This is a genomic window from Streptomyces griseicoloratus (assembly GCF_014534645.1).
GTDB lineage: Bacteria > Actinomycetota > Actinomycetes > Streptomycetales > Streptomycetaceae > Streptomyces > Streptomyces griseicoloratus.
Map to the genome: position 1 here is coordinate 13,586 of NZ_JACVQF010000192.1, position 19,246 is coordinate 32,831.

16 protein-coding genes are annotated in these 19,246 nt (G+C 72.5%); 5 read left to right on the forward strand and 11 right to left on the reverse strand.

The window, feature by feature from the left end; translation table 11 throughout:
* Positions 1 to 30 precede the first annotated feature (30 nt).
* Both H0H10_RS17910 and H0H10_RS17915 read left to right on the forward strand, forming a co-directional pair.
* Positions 31 to 603: a DUF742 domain-containing protein gene (locus H0H10_RS17910; protein WP_188181998.1), complete on the forward strand. Its 573-nt coding sequence runs from the start codon at positions 31 to 33 to the stop codon at positions 601 to 603.
* Entirely contained in the window at positions 584 to 1,165 is a 582-nt protein-coding gene (locus H0H10_RS17915; RefSeq protein WP_026243582.1) for a GTP-binding protein, read from the forward strand. The genes H0H10_RS17910 and H0H10_RS17915 overlap by 20 nt, the downstream gene beginning before the upstream one ends.
* A 243-nt stretch (positions 1,166 to 1,408) precedes the next feature.
* Here H0H10_RS17915 and H0H10_RS17920 read toward each other — a convergent pair whose 3' ends face one another.
* The 3 genes from H0H10_RS17920 to H0H10_RS17930 form a co-directional block, all read right to left on the reverse strand.
* Positions 1,409 to 1,603: an acyl-CoA carboxylase subunit epsilon gene (locus tag H0H10_RS17920; protein ID WP_188181999.1), complete on the reverse strand. Its 195-nt coding sequence runs from the start codon at positions 1,601 to 1,603 to the stop codon at positions 1,409 to 1,411.
* Between the two features lie 23 nt (positions 1,604 to 1,626).
* Positions 1,627 to 3,210: an acyl-CoA carboxylase subunit beta gene (locus H0H10_RS17925; RefSeq protein ID WP_188182000.1), complete on the reverse strand. Its 1,584-nt coding sequence runs from the start codon at positions 3,208 to 3,210 to the stop codon at positions 1,627 to 1,629.
* A gap of 154 nt (positions 3,211 to 3,364) precedes the next feature.
* Entirely contained in the window at positions 3,365 to 5,725 is a 2,361-nt protein-coding gene (locus H0H10_RS17930; protein ID WP_373566852.1) for a polysaccharide lyase 8 family protein, read from the reverse strand.
* A gap of 214 nt (positions 5,726 to 5,939) precedes the next feature.
* On the opposite strand from H0H10_RS17930, the gene hpnR reads away from it, so the two are divergent.
* Together hpnR and H0H10_RS17940 are read left to right on the forward strand one after the other, a co-directional pair.
* On the forward strand, positions 5,940 to 7,421 hold the full coding sequence (gene hpnR, locus H0H10_RS17935; protein ID WP_188182085.1) for a hopanoid C-3 methylase HpnR: 1,482 nt from the start codon (positions 5,940 to 5,942) through the stop codon (positions 7,419 to 7,421).
* 134 nt (positions 7,422 to 7,555) lie between these two features.
* Positions 7,556 to 8,155 carry a YceI family protein gene (locus H0H10_RS17940; RefSeq protein ID WP_188182002.1) on the forward strand — a complete coding sequence of 200 codons (600 nt, stop codon included), beginning with the start codon at positions 7,556 to 7,558 and terminating at the stop codon, positions 8,153 to 8,155.
* Here the strand turns inward: H0H10_RS17940 and H0H10_RS17945 are convergent.
* Positions 8,142 to 8,690, reverse strand: a complete 549-nt coding sequence (locus H0H10_RS17945) for a cysteine hydrolase family protein (RefSeq protein WP_188182003.1) — start codon at positions 8,688 to 8,690, stop codon at positions 8,142 to 8,144. The two genes, H0H10_RS17940 and H0H10_RS17945, sit on opposite strands and share 14 nt — an antisense overlap.
* A 331-nt stretch (positions 8,691 to 9,021) precedes the next feature.
* Between H0H10_RS17945 and H0H10_RS17950 the strand changes: the two genes are divergently transcribed.
* Positions 9,022 to 10,194: a Cmx/CmrA family chloramphenicol efflux MFS transporter gene (locus H0H10_RS17950; RefSeq protein WP_188182004.1), complete on the forward strand. Its 1,173-nt coding sequence runs from the start codon at positions 9,022 to 9,024 to the stop codon at positions 10,192 to 10,194.
* A gap of 18 nt (positions 10,195 to 10,212) precedes the next feature.
* On the opposite strand, the gene H0H10_RS17955 is transcribed toward H0H10_RS17950, so the two are convergent.
* The 7 genes from H0H10_RS17955 to ureA all read right to left on the reverse strand — a co-directional run bounded on the left by H0H10_RS17955 (position 10,213) and on the right by ureA (position 19,072).
* Complete coding sequence (locus H0H10_RS17955) at positions 10,213 to 11,559, reverse strand: hypothetical protein (protein WP_188182005.1); 1,347 nt, start codon at positions 11,557 to 11,559, stop codon at positions 10,213 to 10,215.
* A 133-nt stretch (positions 11,560 to 11,692) separates the two neighbouring features.
* Entirely contained in the window at positions 11,693 to 13,297 is a 1,605-nt protein-coding gene (gene cimA, locus H0H10_RS17960) for a citramalate synthase (protein ID WP_188182006.1), read from the reverse strand.
* Positions 13,298 to 13,600: 303 nt separating this feature from the next.
* On the reverse strand, positions 13,601 to 14,866 hold the full coding sequence (locus H0H10_RS17965) for a TolB family protein (protein WP_188182007.1): 1,266 nt from the start codon (positions 14,864 to 14,866) through the stop codon (positions 13,601 to 13,603).
* Positions 14,867 to 15,000: 134 nt separating this feature from the next.
* Complete coding sequence (locus H0H10_RS17970; RefSeq protein ID WP_188182008.1) at positions 15,001 to 15,600, reverse strand: TetR/AcrR family transcriptional regulator; 600 nt, start codon at positions 15,598 to 15,600, stop codon at positions 15,001 to 15,003.
* A gap of 9 nt (positions 15,601 to 15,609) precedes the next feature.
* Complete coding sequence (locus tag H0H10_RS17975; protein ID WP_188182009.1) at positions 15,610 to 16,647, reverse strand: agmatine deiminase family protein; 1,038 nt, start codon at positions 16,645 to 16,647, stop codon at positions 15,610 to 15,612.
* 20 nt (positions 16,648 to 16,667) lie between these two features.
* A complete protein-coding gene (locus H0H10_RS17980) occupies positions 16,668 to 18,380 on the reverse strand; it encodes an urease subunit alpha (protein WP_188182010.1) in 1,713 nt (570 codons plus the stop codon).
* Positions 18,377 to 19,072, reverse strand: coding sequence for an urease subunit gamma (gene ureA / locus H0H10_RS17985; RefSeq protein WP_188182011.1), 696 nt, complete (start codon positions 19,070 to 19,072; stop codon positions 18,377 to 18,379). The genes H0H10_RS17980 and ureA overlap by 4 nt, the downstream gene beginning before the upstream one ends.
* Positions 19,073 to 19,246 lie beyond the last annotated feature (174 nt).

The window sequence follows — 19,246 nt, forward strand, 5'->3', positions numbered from 1 at the left end:
GGGTGCCAGGCACAGTCGGAGGAGGAGAAAGTGGCAACACCCCCAGGCGGTCCGTCTTCGGGCAACTGGTCGTACGGCCCCGCACAGGGCCACAGCGACGGCTCGGCAAACCCGTACGGCTTCCCCTCCGTCCCCGGCCACCGGCAGCCGTACGCGCCACAGGGCCCCGGCCCTTCGCCGTACGACCAGCCGCAGGCCCCGCGCATCCAGCCCGTGCAGCCGCAGCGCCGCACCCCAGAGCCGGCGCCCGCCGGGGCGTCGAACAACCCCCTGGTGCGTCCGTACGCCATGACGGGCGGCCGCACCAGGCCGCGGTACCAGCTCGCCATCGAGGCGCTGGTGCACACCACCGCGCAGCCGCACCAGATGCAGGGCCAGCTGCCCGAGCATCAGCGGATCTGCCACCTCTGCCGGGAAATCAAGTCGGTGGCCGAGATCTCGGCCCTCCTGACGATCCCTCTCGGCGTGGCCAGGATCCTCGTCGCCGACTTGGCGGAGGCGGGACTGGTCGCCATCCATCAGCCCGGCGGCGACGAGAACGCCGGCGGCCAGCCAGACGTGACACTGCTCGAAAGGGTGCTCAGTGGACTTCGCAAGCTCTAGCGGAGGGCCTTCCCGCTCCACCACGTCCGCGAAGATCGTGGTGGCTGGCGGCTTCGGCGTGGGCAAGACCACGTTCGTCGGCGCCGTCTCGGAGATCAACCCGCTGCGCACCGAGGCCGTGATGACATCCGCGTCTGCGGGCATCGACGACCTCACCCACACCGGGGACAAGACGACCACCACGGTCGCCATGGACTTCGGCCGCATCACGCTCGACCAGGACCTGATCCTGTACCTGTTCGGTACGCCCGGCCAGGACCGGTTCTGGTTCATGTGGGACGACCTGGTGCGCGGCGCCATCGGCGCGGTGGTCCTGGTCGACACGCGGAGGCTCGCCGACTGCTTCCCCGCCGTCGACTACTTCGAGAACTCGGGCCTGCCCTTCGTCATCGCGCTGAACGGCTTCGACGGCCAGCAGCCGTACAACCCGGACGAGGTCCGGGAGGCCCTGCAGATCGGTCCCGACACGCCGATCATCACGACGGACGCGCGGCATCGGGCCGACGCGAAGTCGACGCTGATCACTCTCGTGGAGCACGCGCTGATGGCCCGCCTGCGCTAGCGCTCCGCGCGCGGAGCCTGCGGGCAGTCGTGCCGCCTGGGGCGGCACGGGTGCGCGCAGGCGGCACCCCGTAGCGCCGGGTTGCGCGACGCCCCCTGCGGCCACTGGGCTGCCGGGGGCTGTTGCATTGCCGGGTGCGGTCGTCGTGGATTGCTCGCGCCCGCGCCCCTGGGGGCGTTGCCCTCGCCGGCATCACGCGAAGAGGCCCCTCCTTGGCGGAGGGGCCTCTTCGCGTTGCTGCGGTCAGCGCCAGCTGTGCGGGGCGCGGAAGCCGGGCTCGCGTTCCAGGCGGCGCCAGCCGGCACGGACGCGGCCGCCGTGGGCCGGGGCGATCTCGGCGGGGCGGGCGGCGGCACGGGCCATGAGGAGGGCCGTGATGGCGGCGACCTCCTCGGGCTCGGCGTGGCCCTTCTCGACGCGGATGTCGGGCGTGGTCATGGGTGTCGATCTCCCTGTCCGGGTCACTGGGGCGGGTTGCCGTGCTTGCGGGAGGGCAGGTCGGCGTGCTTGGTCTGGAGCATCGCCAGGGACCTGACGAGCACCTCGCGGGTCTCGGCGGGGTCGATGACGTCGTCGACGAGGCCGCGCTCGGCCGCGTAGTACGGGTGCATCAGCTCGGCCTTGTACTCCTTGACCATGCGGGCCCGCATGGCGTCGGGGTCCTCGGCCTCGGCGATCTGGCGGCGGAAGATGACGTTGGCCGCGCCCTCCGCTCCCATCACGGCGATCTCGTTCGTCGGCCACGCGAAGGTGAGGTCGGCGCCGATCGACTGGCTGTCCATGACGATGTAGGCACCTCCGTACGCCTTGCGCAGGATCAGCGAGATCCTCGGCACCGTCGCGTTGCAGTAGGCGTACAGCAGCTTCGCGCCGTGCCGGATGATTCCACCGTGCTCCTGGTCGACGCCCGGCAGGAAGCCGGGGACGTCCAAAAGAGTGATGATCGGGATGTTGAACGCGTCGCACATCTGCACGAAGCGGGCGGCCTTCTCGCTGGCCTCGATGTCGAGGACGCCGGCGAGGGTCTGCGGCTGGTTGGCGACGATGCCGACGACCTGGCCGTCGATGCGGGCCAGCGCGCAGATGATGTTGCGCGCCCAGCGCTCGTGGACCTCCAGGTACTCGCCGTCGTCGACGATCTCCTCGATGACCTTCGCCATGTCGTACGGCCGGTTGCCGTCCGCCGGGACCAGGTCCAGCAGGACGTCGCTGCGGCGGTCCACCGGGTCGGTGCTCTCCACCCGCGGCGGGTTCTCCCGGTTGTTCTGCGGCAGGAGCGACAGGAGGTAGCGCACCTCGGCGATGCAGGTCTCCTCGTCGTCGTACGCGAAGTGGCAGACACCGCTCGTCTCCGCGTGCACGTCCGCACCGCCCAGGCCGTTCTGGGTGATCTCCTCACCCGTCACCGCCTTGACCACGTCCGGGCCGGTGATGAACATCTGGGAGGTGTCGCGGACCATGAACACGAAGTCCGTCAGGGCGGGGCTGTAGGCCGCGCCGCCCGCGCACGGGCCCAGCATCACCGAGATCTGCGGGATCACACCCGACGCCTTGGTGTTGCGCTGGAAGATGCCGCCGTAGCCGGCGAGGGCGCTGACGCCCTCCTGGATGCGGGCGCCGGCGCCGTCGTTCAGGGAGACCAGCGGCGCACCCGCGGCGATGGCCATGTCCATGATCTTGTGGATCTTGGTGGCGTGGGCCTCGCCCAGCGCGCCGCCGAAGATCCGGAAGTCATGGGCGTAGACGAAGACCGTACGGCCCTCCACCGTGCCCCAGCCGGTGATCACACCGTCCGTGTACGGCTTCTTGGCCTCCAGTCCGAAACCGGTCGCCCGGTGCCGGCGCAGTTGCTCGACCTCCCGGAAGGAGTCCGGGTCGAGGAGGAGTTCGATGCGCTCCCGCGCGGTCAGCTTGCCCTTGGCGTGCTGCGCCTCGGTCGCCCTCTCGCTGGGACCGGCCAGTGCCTGCGCACGGATCTCGTGCAGCTCGGCCACTCGCCCGCGCGCATCCGTCGGCTCACCCGGCGCCTCATCCAAAACGGTCATGTAGTGACCTTACGAAGCAGACCGCGGAAAGCGAGCCGTCGACTCCGTACAGTCTCCGGCGCGTTTTCCTGGTACCACTGAACAGAACCACAGCGGCATGCAGGCGTTTCGACTGCTCAGAGGCCCGGATGCTTGTAGGGGTCGCACAAAGCCGTCAGCTGAGAATCACCTCACATTCATGGGTGGTACATACCGTCCCTGGAGTGACACGGAGGCGCAGTCGGCGGCCCGTCGCGAGGATCTCGACCGTCTCGTCGGCCCGTACCGTCCCCCGCACCGGGTGGTCCCAGACGATCTCCAGCGGCTCCCCCGTGCGCGGCGGCTCGCTCACGCAGAGCGTAGCGGTACGCCCCCGGCGGCGGACCAGCACGCTCGCGCCGGCCGTCGCGGTGAGGGGGCCGGCGGTGCCGGCCTGCCAGAAGTTGGCGGCGGTCAGCCCGAGCGCGGGGACCGCGACCGCCTGGCGGCGGGCGTCGTTGGCGAGGACGGACATCCAGCGGCGGTCCGCGGCGCGCCGGGCGACGGCCCGCCGGGAGGCGCCCGGCATGAGGACGTAGACGTAGCCGGCGTCGACGGGGTCGGTGCCGTGGTCGAGCCAGAGGGTCTGCCAGCGCCGGGTGCGGCGCTCGGTCGTGCTGGTGGCGTTGATGTCGGACCAGGCGCCGGTGCGGTCCTCACGCAGGGTGCGCAGGTCGCCCTCGGGCACGACCCAGCCGCCGTGAGCCTCCAGGTGGGCCCAGCCCGGTCCGCGTACGAAGGCGGCGGTGCCGCCCTCCCCCAAGTTGCGGTTGTCGACGACCGTCTCGACCGGGACGCCGTCCGCGCAGGTGATCCCGGCGCCCAGACAGATCACCGCGTCGTCGAGGAAGTACCAGGACTTGCGGGCTTCGAGGGTCGAGCCGAGCCCCTTGAGATGCTGCCCGACCGCCGCGTACTCGCCGTCGGTCGTGCCGCCGACCCAGCGCACGCCGGGCCTGGGCGCGCCCCATTCGCCGCCCGCCCGGTCGGGCAGCCGCCGGGTGGAGACGGTGGTGCCGGGCAGGCGGTACCAGTCGACGGTCGGCCAGAACCAGTCCGTGTACTGGTCCGGCCCGGCTCCGTGCGCCCACCAGGAGAGCATCCCGGCGCCGGTGTGCCAGCCGCGCGGGTTCTCGCCGTTGCCGCATTCGTAGTGGGTGATGCGGTCACTGGCCATGGCGAGGCCGGCGGTGAAGCCGGTGCCGCGGTGCACGGCGCGGTCCATGGCCGCGAAGAGCCGGTGCCCGGTGGGTTCGGGCGCGGCCTCGACCGGTGAGGCGGCGATCGCCCGCAGCCGGGCCAGGTCGGCGACCCCGTACTGCGGGGCGGTCAGGACCGGGGCGACGGTATTCCGTTCGATCCAGCCCTTGATCCGCGCGTACCAGCGCCGCCGCTCGGCGTCGCTCGCGCCGCCGGCGAGGATCGCCATGGCCGCGATGAGCTGCTGCCCGTGGAAGTGGTCGCTGCGCATCACGTGCAGGTCGTCGCTCTTGAGGAGGCCGCGGCTGATGGCGCGCCCGTTGACGGCGTCCATGACCAGCCCGTCGTGGATCAGCGGGGCGTAGGCGTGCTCGACGCTGTCCAGGACGATCTGCCGGGCGGGGTCCGTGACCTCCCACTCCGATCCGGCGAGCAGCGTGAACAGGCGGCCGAGTCCGTCCAGCAGGACCTGGCCGTACGTCCCCGAGTAGGCGACCCAGGTGTGCTGGACGAACGAGCCGTCGGCGTGGAGGCCGTCGCCCTCGGTGACGTACGGGAAGACCGGCGAGAGCGCGTCGCGGGCCAGGGCGATCTTGGCGGGGTCCCGGCCGAGGATGCCGCGCAGGGCGACGGAGCGGCACAGGTCGACGCGGTTGGCGCCGGTGGAGGTGCCGGTGTAGTCGCCGAGCGCGGAGTCGGGAACGAAGTGGTCGACGGCGGCGCAGGCGGCGGCGACGCGGTCGGCGCCGAGGCGGTCGTACAGGGCGGCGGTGATGTCCATGAGGAGGCGGGGGCTGCCGATCTGCCATTCCCACCAGTTGCCGTAGCGGGTCGTGCCCGGGTGGTAGACCGTGGCGGAGAGGTGGTCGAGGCCGCGCAGGACGTCGGCGAGCAGGGCTTCGTCGCCCGTGCTGCCGGTGCCCTGCTGGACGTACGCCTGGGCCATGGTCCACAGGCGGCCGTAGGCGAAGGTGATGCCGGCCGGCGGGTCGAAGGGGTGACCGGGCCACAGCGAGGTGGGGGCCGGGGCCATGGTGGCGGCGAAGCCGCGGGCGAGTTCGCCGGTCCGGGCCAGGCGGGAGGCGTACGGTTCGGCGGCCGGGTCGTAGCCGGTGCCGAGGGCGATGTCGAGCCAGCGTCCGCGGAGGGTGTCGTAGGGGTCGGCGGCAGGTTCGGCGGCGGCCGTGGCCGGCGGGGCGAGGGCCGGGGTGAGGGTGGCGGACAGGGCCGCCGCGAGCAGGACGGCACGGCGGGAGGGTGGGACGGCGGGACGTCGCGGAGGCCGCAGTGAGGTCATGTTCATGGCGTCTATCACGTCGGCAGGAGATGCGGAACAGCATCCGCGGGACGACGGCGACGGGAACGCGCCACCCGTGCGGGCGCCCGGTGCCGCCAGGCGGCGGTACGGGCCGTGCGGTGCGCGGGCCCGCCGGATACGAAGGGAGCAGACGTCCCGTTCGTTCCGGTTCCCCTTCGTTCCGGTGCGCCGCCGATCCCGTGACGAGGTGACCATGCGTTTGCTGCTCGTCCACCCCAGCGCGCTGATGTACTCCGAGATCTTCCTGCGGCTCGAACCCCTCGGCCTGGAACGGGTGGCGGGGGCGGCCCGCGAGGCGGGGCACGAGGTCCGGGTCGTGGACCTCCAGGTGCTCGGCCGGGCGACGCTGCGCGAGGAGGTGCGGTCGTTCCGGCCGGAGGCCCTCGGCATCTCCCTGAACTACCTCGCGAACATCCCGGAGGCGATCGAACTGGCGGCGAACGTGAAGCGGGCCGCCCCGGGCTGTTTCGTCTTCCTGGGCGGGCACAGCGTCTCCTTCGTCGCCGAGAACGTGCTGGAGCAGGCGGCGGGCACGGTGGACGCGGTGGTCCGGGGCGAGGGCGAGCCGGCGATCGCGCCGCTGCTGGAGGCGGTCCGCGACGGCGGGGTGGACGGCGTGCCCGGGATCGTCACCGCCGCCGGGCGGGGCCCGGCGCCGCTGATGCTGCACGGCATCGACTCCCCGCTCCCGGCCCGCGACCTGATGCGGCACCGCCGCCGGTACTTCATCGGCGAACTGGACCCGTGCGCGTCCATCGAGTTCACCCGCGGCTGCCCCTGGGACTGCTCGTTCTGCTCCGCCTGGACCTTCTACGGCCGCAGCTACCGCAAGGCGTCCCCCGAGGCCGCGGCCGAGGACCTGGCGCGCATCCGCGAGCCCAACGTGTTCATCGTCGACGACGTCGCCTTCATCCGGCCCGAGCACGGCGACGCGATCGCCGCCGAGGTGGAGCGGCGCGGCATCCGCAAGCAGTACTACCTGGAGACGCGCAGCGACGTGCTGCTGCGCCACCCCGAGGTCTTCGAGCGGTGGGCGCGGCTGGGCCTGCGCTACATGTTCCTGGGCATGGAGGCCATCGACGCCGAGGGACTGGACCTGTTCCGCAAGCGCGTCAGCCCCGACGAGAACTTCCGGGCGCTGGAGGCGGCCCGCCGCATGGGCATCCAGGTCGCCATCAACCTCATCGTCGATCCGGCCTGGGACGAGGAGCGCTTCCGCGTGGTCCGGGAGTTCGCGCTCTCGGTCCCCGAGATCGTGCACTTCACCGTGATGACCCCCTATCCCGGTACGGAGATCTGGCACACCGAGTCGCGCCGGCTGACCACCCGCGACTACCGCCTCTTCGACATCCAGCACGCCGTGGTCCCCACCACGCTGCCGCTGGAGCGCTTCTACGAGGAGCTGGTCCGCACCCAGGCCGTGATCAACCGCAAGCACCTGGGCCTGCGCACGGCGTTCGGCGCGGCGCGCGTCCTCGGCCGCAACCTGCTGCGGGGGCAGACCAACTTCGCCCGGATGCTGTGGAAGTTCAACCGGGTCTACAACCCGCGCCGGCAGCTCGCCGACCACGGCATGCCGGTGCGGTACGAGCTTCCGCTGCCGCAGCCCATCGACGTCGGCGACCGGCGCCGGCTGTACGTCCACACCAGGACCTCGCCGCCGCACCGCTCTTGACTGTGACGCACACCACGGGCGATGTTGAATGTTGAACGGAATGCCGCTACAGTCGAGCGCGTTCGATTGGTTGAACATTCAACTTCAGCGGGCGTGGCGTTCCGGCCATGCCCCCGTCCCCTCAGGAGCACGTCATGGGCATCTTCGGCCGCAGCAAAACCACCGAGACCGTCCCCGCCGCCGTCAGCCCCGGCCTCGCCGCGCTGACCGGCGACTACACGATCGACCCGTCCCACACGACGCTCGGTTTCGTCGCCCGCCACGCCATGGTCACCAACGTCAAGGGCAAGTTCCTCGACTTCAGCGGCTCGCTGCACCTGGACGGCACCGACCCGTCCCGGTCCACGGCCTCCCTCGACGTCGTCATGGACAGCATCGACACCGGCTCCGCGGACCGCGACGGTCACCTCAAGAGCGCGGACTTCTTCAAGACGGACGAGTTCCCGACGATGACCTTCCGCTCCACCCGCGCCGAGGCCCTGGGCGGCGACGACTACCGCATCACCGGCGACCTGACCATCCTCGGCACCACCAAGCCCCTCACCATCGACCTGGAGTTCAACGGCTCCGCGAAGGACCCCTTCGGCAACGAGCGCGTCGGCTTCGAGGGCAAGGCGGAGATCCTGCGCTCGGAGTGGGGGCTGACCTGGAACGCGGCGCTGGAGACGGGCGGCATGCTGGTGTCCGACAAGATCAAGCTGAACTTCGACATCTCGGCGATCAGGCAGGCGTGAGCTCCACGTCGGCGGCGGCCCGGACCCGGATACGGCGGCCGGGCCAGCCGATCGTCCGGTAGATCGTGTTGTACTGGGCGATCGAGCGGTCCGCGGGAACCAGGCCGGCGTCCGCCGCGCCGCGCCGCGACGTGGTGTGCCCGTCGGCGACGTAGACCAGGTCGTAGCCGCGGCTCAGCGCCTGCCGCGCCGTGGTGTCCACGCAGATCTCCGTGGCGAACCCGGTCACGATCACCTCGGTGACACCGAGCGCCCGCAGCATCCCGTCGAGGCCGGTGTCCAGGAAGCTGTCCGGCGTCGTCTTGTCGACGACCGGCTCCCCCTCCCGGGGCGCCAGCTCCGGCACCACCTGCCAGCCCTCGGTCCCGGGCACCAGTTCCTCGTCCCGCTGCCGCACCGTCACCACGGGTACGCCGGCCGCCCGGGCCCGCTCGCTCAGCCCCGCGATCGCGGCGACGGTCTCGCCGGCCCGGTGCGCCATGGCGACCAGGGCGTTCTGCATGTCGATGACGAGGAGAGCGGTCGTGTGCGGCATGGGCTCACCGTAGCCGCGCGCCACCTGCACCCGCCGCCGGTTTCCGCCGGTGCGTCCGCGCCGCACGGACGGCCGCCGCGGCCCCTCGGCCGGCCCGTCCGGCCCCTCCCGGCCGGAAATCCGTGGCCCGGCCGCCGGGAGCCGGATACCCTGCCACCGTGAACAGCCCCGAGGCATCCAGACTCCGGCCACCGGTCCTCCGGTGGCTGTTCGTGATGCCGGGCTGACGGGCGCGCTCCGCGCGTACCCGGAGTCGTCGCGTCGTGATCGCCGCCGGACGGCCGTCCGCCGTGTCGTGTCAGACGTCGACTTCGGGGTGCGGAGTTTCTTCATGCCGTTCGCTCTTCTTCTGCTGGGCCTTGCCGTGTTCGCCCAGGGAACGTCCGAGTTCATGCTGTCCGGGCTGGTGCCGGACATCGCGAGGGATCTACAGGTCACCGTGCCGGCGGCGGGGGCGCTGACCTCCGCCTTCGCGGTGGGAATGGTCGTCGGCGCACCGCTGATGGCGGGCCTCGGCCGGCGGTGGTCGCGGCGCGGGGCCCTGCTGGGGTTCCTGGCCGTCTTCCTCGCCGTACATGTCGTCGGTGCCGTCACCGGCAGTTTCGAGGTGCTGCTCGCCACACGGCTGGTCGGGGCGCTGGCCAACGCCGGTTTCCTCGCCGTCGCCCTGGTGACCGCCACGGGCATGGTCGCTCCGGAGGCCAAGGGCCGGGCCACGTCCACACTGCTGGGCGGGGTCACGCTGGCCTGCGTGGTCGGGGTGCCCGCCGGGGCGCTGCTCGGGCAGGTGTGGGGCTGGCGCTCCGCGTTCTGGGCGGTGGCCCTGCTGTCCGTGCCCGCCGTCCTGGCCGTCGCCCGGTCGGTGCCGGGCGGGGCCGCCGATGCCGCCCCTCCCCCGCTGCGGGGCGAGCTGGAGGCCCTGCGCAGCCCGCGCCTCCTGGTCACGCTGCTGCTCGGGGCACTGGTGAACGGGGCGACCTTCTGCACGTTCACCTATCTGGCCCCCCTGGCCACCCATGTCACCGGGCTCGGTGCCGGATGGGTCCCCGGCGTGCTGGCGCTGTTCGGAGTGGGGTCGTTCATCGGGGTGAGCGTCGGCGGGCGGCTCGCCGACCGGTGGCCCGTGGCGGTGCTGGCGGCGGGCGGGGCCGCCCTGTGCGCCGGGTGGGCCGCCCTGGCGCTCGGCGCCGGCCGTCCGGTCGTCGCGCTCGGCCTCGTGCTCGTGCAGGGTGCGCTGTCCTTCGGCGTCGGCTCGACCCTGATCGCGCAGGCGCTCTACTCGGCGCCGGGCGCCCCCACCCTGGCCGGCGGTTTCGCCACCGCCGCGTTCAACGTGGGCGCCGCGCTGGGCCCCTGGGCCGGGGGTACGGCGATCGGTGCGGGACTGGGCTACCGGTCGCCCCTGTGGGTCAGCGCCGGGCTCGTCGCCCTCGCCCTCGGCACGGCGGCCGTGGGCCTTCGGCGCGGCGGGACCCGGGTGCGGGGCCGGGCCCTGGTGCGCTGAGGCCGGCGGGGCGCGCGGTCAGAACCCGCCTCCGAAGTCACCGCCGCCTCCGCCGAACCCGCCGCCGCCGAAGTCGCCGAAGCCGCCGCCGAAGTCACCGGTGTCGAAGTCCGCGCCGGAGACGTCACCGCCCTGGTGGCCGCCGAAGTCGCCGTAGCCGGCACCGTAGTCGGCCGCGTAGGACGGGGTGGCCATCATGCTGCCCAGCAGCGTGCCCACCAGCAGGCCGGGCAGGATGCCGCCGCCGAAGTAGCCGCCGGCCCAGGGGCCGTACGCGGGTCCCGCGTCCCAGTACGGGCGGCGGCCGTGGTCGGTGTCCACCTCGCGGATCTCGGGGTCCCGTCCCTCGGCCAGGCGGGTGCGGTCGGCGGCGCAGACCGGCACCTCGCGGGTGGTGCCGCCCGGTGGCGTCCAGGTGGCGTCCGCGACGGAGGGGCCGTGGCGCGGGTCGAAGAAGCAGGGCGGGCGGCGTTCGGGCAGCGGCCTGCCCTCCCTGCGGGCGGCGAGCTGCGCCAGCGAGAACCGGCCGTCCTCCACCGCCTGGGTGACGGCGCGGACGTCCTCCGGCCGGCGGGCGTCCGCCATGTACGTCTTGGCCTGTTCGTAGGCGTCCAGGGCCCGTTCGTAGTCCGCGCGCATCGCGTCGTCCGCGCCGGGTTCCGCCGGGTGGAAGTCCAGCCGGTCCAGTTCCTCGCCGAACGCCGTGATGTCCTCGTCCACCACCACCCGCAGCCGCTCCAGCGCCTGCCGCTGCTCCTCCTCGTGGCGGCGGCGGTTGCGGCGCACCAGCGCGTAGGCGCCCGCGCCGCCGGCCACCAGCACCGCGCCCGTGGCGATCAGCGCGCCGGTCGGGACGGAGTCGGCACCGGGGTCCCAGGACACCGGGGCCGAGCCGCGCACGCTGCGCAGCGCGTCGTCGACGAAGTCGTTCAGCTGGGCCTTGGGGTCACCCGCGTCCTGCACGGCCGTGACCAGGTTGGACACTCCCTGGCGGCTGAGCACGCTGCTGTCGGCGCGGGCGTCGAAGCGGTCGCCGAGCCGGATGCCGTACAGGCCGGTGACACCGGTCTCCGTACGGAGGTTCTGGAAGAGGTTGTCCGTGGGGTAGCCCTCGGGCAGGACCGCCACGAAGACGGGTTTGTCGGCGTCCTCGATCTTGTCGGCGAGCGCCTCTGCGTCCGCCCGCGACAGCTGGCCGGAGGCGGCCGGGTCGACGTACACGGGACTCTGGCGCAGTGCCGCCGCGATCTCGGAGACGTCGGTGGCCGCGTGCGCGCCCGGCGCACCGGCCGTCAGCACCGCCAGTGCGGCCACGATCGGCAGGACCAGCAGGCGTACGAGAAATGCGGTGCGCACACCCTTCATACGTTCGAAAGTACCCGATGCGGGACAAAAAGTACCCGGATGGGGGACAAAGGGACACGGTTGCAGGTGGCCGGCCCGGGGACGGGAGCCGGCCCTCTGCCTCTTCCGCCGCTGCCCGCGGCCTCTGCCTCCGCTACTTCGCCGGCTCCACGCCGGCTCGCAGCAGCCCGTACGCGTAGGCGTCCTCCAGGGCCTGCCAGGAGGCGGCGATCACGTTGTCCGCGACACCCACCGTGGACCACTCCCCCGCCCCGTCGCTCGTGGAGATCAGGACGCGGGTGGTGGACTGGGTGCCGTGCTTGCCCTCCAGGATGCGGACCTTGTAGTCGACCAGCTCCAGCTTGGCGAGCTGCGGGTAGATCTTCTCCAGGGCCACGCGCAGCGCCCGGTCCAGGGCGTTGACCGGGCCGTTGCCCTCGGCGGTGGCGACGATGCGCTCGCCCTTGGCCCACAGCTTGACGGTGGCCTCGTTGGCGTGGGTGCCGTCGGGGCGGTCCTCGACGATCGCCCGCCAGGACTCGACGTCGAAGTACGTCAGGGGCCTGCCCTCGGCCTCGGCGCGCAGCAGGAGTTCGAAGCTGGCGTCGGCGGCCTCGTAGGTGTAGCCCTTGAGCTCCCGCTCCTTCACCCGCTCCACGACCCGGCCGACCAGTTCGCGGTCGCCGCCGAGGTCGATGCCGAGTTCCTTGCCCTTGAGCTCGATGGAGGCCCGGCCCGCCATGTCGGAGACCAGCATCCGCATGGTGTTGCCGACCAGCTCGGGGTCGATGTGCTGGTAGAGGTCCGGGTCGACCTTGATGGCGGAGGCGTGCAGGCCCGCCTTGTGCGCGAAGGCGGAGACGCCGACGTAGGGCTGGTGGGTGGAGGGAGTGAGGTTCACGACCTCGGCGATGGCGTGCGAGATGCGGGTCATCTCGCGCAGGTGTCCCTCGGGGAGGACCTTCTTGCCGTACTTCAGCTCCAGGGCCGCCACCACCGGGAACAGGTTGGCGTTGCCCACGCGCTCGCCGTAGCCGTTCGCCGTGCACTGGACGTGGGTCGCACCCGCGTCCACCGCGGCCAGCGTGTTGGCCACCGCGCAGCCGGTGTCGTCCTGGGCGTGGATGCCGAGCCGGGCGCCGGTGTCGGCCAGCACCGTGGCGACCACGGCCTGGATCTGCGCCGGGAGCATGCCGCCGTTGGTGTCGCAGAGGATGACGACGTCGGCGCCGGCCTCCGAGGCCGCGCGGACGACCGCCTTCGCGTACTCGGGGTTGGCACGGTAGCCGTCGAAGAAGTGCTCGCAGTCGACGAAGACCCGGCGGCCCTGCTCCCTCAGGAAGGAGACGGTGTCGCGGACCATCGCCAGGTTCTCGTCGAGGGTGGTGCGCAGGGCGAGCTCGACGTGCCGGTCGTGGGACTTCGCGACCAGGGTGATCACCTGGGCGCCGGACTCCAGGAGTGCCCTGACCTGCGGGTCCTCGGCCGCGGTGGTGCCGGCGCGGCGGGTGGAGCCGAAGGCGACCAGTTGGGCGTGGCGGAAGTCGATCTCCTGCCGGGCGCGGGCGAAGAACTCGGTGTCCCGCGGGTTCGCGCCGGGCCAGCCCCCCTCGATGAAGCCCACGCCGAAGTCGTCCAGGTGCCGTGCGATGGCCAGCTTGTCCGCGACGGTGAGGTTGATGCCCTCGCGCTGCGCGCCGTCGCGCAGCGTGGTGTCGAAGACGTGGAAGGAATCGTCGAGTTCGCTGGGTGCGGTCATGATCTGAAGGCTCCTGATATGGGATCTCGGTCTACCGGAATGACCGGCTCCACCGCCCCTATGATCCCTCGCGCTCCCTTCCCGGCTGGGGGTGGGCCAGGAAAACGAAAAACCTCTCGCGGGTGCGAGAGGTCTGCGCGCGGGTCGAGGACGACGGTGTCCGCCCGTACCTGGTCGTACGTGGCGGTCACTGCGGACCGGCGCGCCTGCTGCCAATAATCATGGCGAACGAGAGCACGGGGGCAGTCTGGCACAGTCCGTCCCCGTGCTCACCGTCCGTCTCAGGATGCGAACAGAGGGCGTTCAGCGCAGGCGGCGCACGAAGCCGTCGTAGTGGCCGTTGGTGTCGCCCGGGACCAGTTGCGCGGAGTCGCTGCCGAGGCCGATGCGCCGGGCGTCCGCGCTCACCCAGGACACCGACACGGACGCGTCGGTCACCGGGCCCCCGGCGACGGATTCGCTGACCGTACGGGTGGTGCCGGTGCGCAGGTCGCGGAGGTAGACGTTGGCCGGTCCGAGCCGCCCGTCCGCCGACCGGGGATCCGCCTGGTAGGCCAGGTACCGGCCGTCCGGGCTGAGCACGGGCTGGCGCGGCCCCTCCTCGCCGGCCGGACCGGGTTCGACGCGCCGGGTGACGTCCGTGCGCAGGTCGCGGACGTACAGATGGGTGTCGTCGCCGGGGGTCTCGCCGGGCACCAGGTCGTCGCCCCAGTACTGGAAGGCGATGGTCCGGCCGTTGGCGGAGAGCGAGGCGGGCAGCGCGTACCGCTCGGCCGGGGTGCCGTCCGCCCTGACGTTGACCCGCTCCTCGGTGCCGGTGCGGCGGTCGTGGACCCAGGTGGCGCCGTTCGAGCTGCGCGGCACCATCTGGGTGTACGCCACGTGGCGGCCGTCGGCGCTGATGGCCTGCAGCAGGGCGGGGTTGGACGGCCGGTCGCGGTTGCTGATCCGCTCCACGGCGCCGGTGCGCCGGTCGAGGACGTACACGGCTCCGAACAGGTCGCCGGGGTCCTGCTCCATCCGGTCGGCCTTGGCGTTGAAGGCGATGTAGCGGGCGTCGGCCGACATGACGGCACCGCCCGCGTAGGCGGAACCCCCGTCGAGGCCGACGCTGATCCGCTCGGTGGTGCCGGTGCGCCGGTCGTGCAGGTAGATGTCGTACGCCCCCGCGTCCGCGGGCGGGGTCTCCCAGTCGACCAGGTTCCGGGCCTGGGAGCGGAACAGGACGTACCGTCCGTCGGAGCTGACGGCGAGCGCCGAGGAGTCGCCGTCGGCCTGCGCGCCGTCCGGGCCGACGTTGACCCGTTCGACGGTGCCCTTGCGCAGGTCGCGCACGAAGACGTCCGCGAGCGCGTTGGTGTCGCCGGGCACCAGGTTGGACGCGTATCCCGAGAAGACGGCGAACCGGCCGTCGGAGCTGAGCTGCGGGCCGTACGAGTCGCCGTCGCCCTGCTCCCCCGTCGCCGCCAGCGTCACCCTCTCGGTCCCCGGCCCCGGCGCCGGTGCCGCCGAGGTCGCCGACAGCGCGACCATCGCCCCCGCGAGCACCGCGACGGACGCTCCACGCATGGTTCTGAGCACGATTCCCCCTGTTTCCCCGTTGACGCCTGTCCCCCCGGCCCCGCGCCGAGGGCTCACCCGAGACAACCGCATCGCACGCCATGGGGTCAATCGCCCGTATTGCGTACAACCCGGGCGCGGGGTCAGGCGTCCGCGAGGAGGGACTGTGCGAGGAACTCCCTTACATGGGCGAGGACTTGGTCCCGGTCCGTGCCGCGCAGCCCGATCGCCACGTGGATGGCGAAACCGTCGAGCAGGGCGCGCAGCCGGGTCGCGTAGCGGTCGGGGTCGACGGGGCGGAACTCGCCGCGCGAGACGCCCTCGGCGAGCAGGGCGACCAGGTCGCGGTGCCAGGCGCCCTCGATGGCGGCCTGCCGGTCGCGGGCGTCGTCGTCGGCGTTCTGCGAGCGGTTCCACACCTCCAGCCACAGCGTCCAGTGCGGGTCGCGGTGGCCGGCGGGGACGTAGAGGTCGACGTAGGCGTCGAGGCGTTCGCGGACCGGGCCGGGGCGGGCGAGCAGCCGGCTCCGTTCGGCGCCGAGGCGGCCCTCGCTCCACTCCAGGGTCTGCAGCAGCAGTTCGTCCTTGGAGCGGAAGTAGTAGAGCAGATGGCCGCTGCTCATGCCGACCTCGCGGCCGAGCGCCGCCATGGTGAGCTTCTCCAGGCCGCGCTCGGCGATCATCTCCATGGCGGCGGCGAGGACGTCCTCACGCGGCGGCGCCTGTCTGCGCCCACCGGCCATGTGCTGCTCCTAGATCCTCGGCTGCTGCTGGGTGATGCAGTGGATGCCTCCGCCACCCGCGAAGATCGTACGCGCGTCGACCAGGGTCACCGTGCGCTGCGGGTGGAGCCGGCGGAAGATGCCGGCCGCGAGTTCGTCGCGCGGGTCGTCGAAGCCGCAGAGCACGACGCCGCCGTTGCAGAGGTAGTGGTTGATGTAGGAGTAGTCGGCCCAGTGGCCGTCGGCCTCCAGCACGGTCGGGGCGGGCACCTCGACGACCTCCAGGCGGCGGCCCCTGGCGTCGGTGGCGGACTTCAGGATGCCGATGGCCTCCTTCGTCACCTCGTGGTCGGGGTGGGCCGGGTCGGGCTGGTGGTGGGCGACGACGACGCCCGGGCCGGCGAAGGCGGCGACGATGTCGACGTGGCCCAGGGTGCCGTAGCCGTACGGGGGGTAGTCGGCGGTCAGGCCGCGCGGGAGCCAGATCGCCTTGCTGGTGCCGAGGTGGGCGTGGATCTCGGCCTCGACCTGCTCCCTGGTCCAGCCGGGGTTGCGCTCGGGGCCGAGCTGCACGGTCTCGGTGAGCAGCACCGTGCCCTCGCCGTCGACGTGGATGCCGCCGCCCTCGTTGACGAGCCGGGAGGCGTACGTCCGGGCGCCCGCGAGGTCGGCCACGTACGCGCCGATCTTCGCGTCGTGCTCCCAGCGGGCCCAGTCCTGGGCGCCCCAGCCGTTGAACGTCCAGTCGACGGCGGCGAGTTCCCGGCCGTCGGTCAGGAACGTCGGGCCGATGTCGCGCATCCAGGCGTCGTCCAGCTCGCGCTCGACGGTGTCGACGCCGGGGCCGAGCAAGGCCTGTGCCTCGGCCGACTGGCCGGGGCCGCACACCACCGTGACCGGCTCGAAGCGGCGCACCGCGCGGGCGACCGACGCCCAGGCGCGGCGCGAGGCGGCCAGGTCCTCGGGGTCGTCGAAGGTGGGGTTGGGGCCGGGCCACGCCATCCAGGTGCGCTCGTGCGGGGCCCACTCGGGGGGCATGCGGAAGCCGTCGGCGGCAGGCGTGTTCATACGGGGGGTCCTTTGGTCCGTCACAGGAAGTACAGGCGGTTGAGGGAGACCGAGTCGGCCGGGTCGGAGCGCAGCGGCTCGCCATCGAGGGTGACCAGGCCGGTGCGCCGGTCGACGTCGACCTGTCCGGTACGGGAGTTCAGGCGCAGGTCGGCCGGGCCGATGCCGCGCGTGCCGCGCACGGCGACCCTGCGGCGGCGGGTCGGCATCGTGTCGCCGCCCTGGTCGAGGGCGGCCTGGGCGACGAAGGCGACGGAGATGTCCGCGGGCGTGGCGCCGTGGGCCCCGAACTGCGGGCCGAGCACGAGGGGTTCGCAGGTGTCGGTGGCCGCGTTGGGGTCGCCGACCACGCCGTACGCCGGGAAGCCGGACTTCAGCACGAGCTGCGGCTTGGCACCGAAGTACTCCGGGCGCCACAGCACGATGTCGGCGAGCTTGCCCACCTCGATGGAGCCGACCTCGTGGGCCAGACCGTGGGCGATGGCGGGGTTGATGGTGAGCTTGGCCATGTAGCGCAGCACGCGCTCGTTGTCGTCGTCCCCGTCGGCGCCGAACTGGGCCTTCATCTTCCCGGCCATGGCGAAGGTACGGCGGACGGTCTCGCCGGCGCGGCCCATGCCCTGCGCGTCGGAGGAGGTGATGCCGATCGCGCCCAGGTCGTGCAGCACGTCCTCGGCGCCCATGGTCCCGGCGCGGATGCGGTCGCGGGCCATGGCGGCGTCGCCCGGCAGGTCGGTCTTCAGGTCGTGGACGGAGACGATCATGCCGTAGTGCTCGGCGACCGCGTCCCGGCCGAAGGGCAGGGTGGGGTTGGTGGAGGAGCCGATGACGTTGGGGACGCCGGCCATCTTCAGCACGTTGGGGACGTGTCCGCCGCCGCAGCCCTCGATGTGGAAGGCGTGGATGGTCCGCCCTTCCAGGACCCTGAGCGTGTCCTCCACCGACAGGCACTCGTTCAGCCCGTCGCTGTGCAGGGCGACCTGGACGTCGTGCTCCTCGGCGACGCGCAGCGCGGTGTCGAGGGCCCGCGTGTGGGCGCCCATGTCCTCGTGCACCTTGAAGCCCGAGGCGCCGCCCTCGGCCAGCGCCTCGATCAGCGGGGCGTCGTGGGAGGACGAACCCCGGCCCAGGAAGCCGATGTTGACCGGCCAGGCGTCGAAGGCGTTGAACGCGTGCTTCAGCGCCCACGGCGAGTTGACGCCGACGCCCCACACCGGGCCGAACTCCTGCCCGATGATCGTCGTCACGCCGGAGGCCAGCGAGGCCTCCATGATGCGCGGGGACAGCAGGTGCACGTGGGTGTCGACCGCGCCGGCCGTGGCGATGAGCCCCTCGCCGGAGACGATGGACGTACCCGTGCCGACCACGACGTCGACCCCGTCGAGGGTGTCGGGGTTCCCGGCCCGGCCGATGGCGTGGATGCGGCCCTCGCGGATGCCGATGGACACCTTGCGGATGCCGAGGGCCGCGTCGATGACGACGACGTTGCTGATGACGACGTCACAGGTCTCCCGTACTGCGGCGGCCTTGAGGTGCAGTCCGTCGCGGGCGGTCTTGCCGAAGCCGGCCAGGAACTCGTCGCCGGGGCGCTGGGCGTCGGACTCGACGCGGATGACGAGGCCCGAGTCGCCGAGGCGGAGGCGGTCCCCGGCGCGCGGGCCGTGGGTGGCGGCGTAGGCGTGGGGGTCGATGTGGACCGACTCGCTGATCTCGCGTCCCTTCGAGCGGCTCATCGCTCGCCTCCTTCCGGCGTGACTCCCAGATATCCGCAGGCCGCCGCGCGGCGCAGGGCCTCTTCCTTGGCGCCCGGCGCGTCGAGCGGTCCGTCGACGAGACCGGCGAACCCGATAGCGACGCGCCGCCCGCCGATGGGTACGAGGCCGACCTCGGCGCTCTCCCCCGGCCCGAACCGCACCGAGGACCCGGCGGGGACGGCGAGGCGCGTGCCGTAGGCGCGTTCGCGGTCGAAGTCCAGGCGCGGGTTGGCCTCGAAGAAGTGGAAGTGGGAGGTGACGGAGACGGGCACGGTCGCGGTGTTGGTGACCGTCAGCCGCAGCGCCGCCTCGGGCTCGGCGTGGTCGGGTCCCGGCAGCAGCGCCCCCGGCGCGTCCTCGCCGAGTCCGCCCCCGATGGGGTCGGAGACGACCGCGAGCCGCGAGCCGTCGTCGAAGACCGCCTCGACATGGACCTCGGTGACCACGTCGGCGACGCCCGGCAGCACGTCGTCCGGGCCGAGCACCGACCGGGCGCGCTCGATCGCCTCCGCGAGCCGTGCTCCGTCGCGGGCGGCCTCGCAGACGGTGTCCGCGATCAGCGCGGTCGCCTCGGGGACGTTCAGCCTCAGTCCCCGGGCGCGGCGGGCGCGGGCCAGCTCGGCCGCCCCGAAGAGCAGCAGCCGGTCGCGTTCCGTGGGGGTCAGTCTCACGTCGCGGCACCTCCTTGCCTTCCTCGCTTTCGAGGATTTAGAGCATGACTCTAAACCTCCGGTCTCCAGGACGGAAACCATGTAGGAAGAGCTTGGCGGATGTCACATTGAGCAACGCTCAAATCGTCGGGGGGCTCGGCCCGACTCGGCCCGGGAAACGCGTCGGGGCCGCTT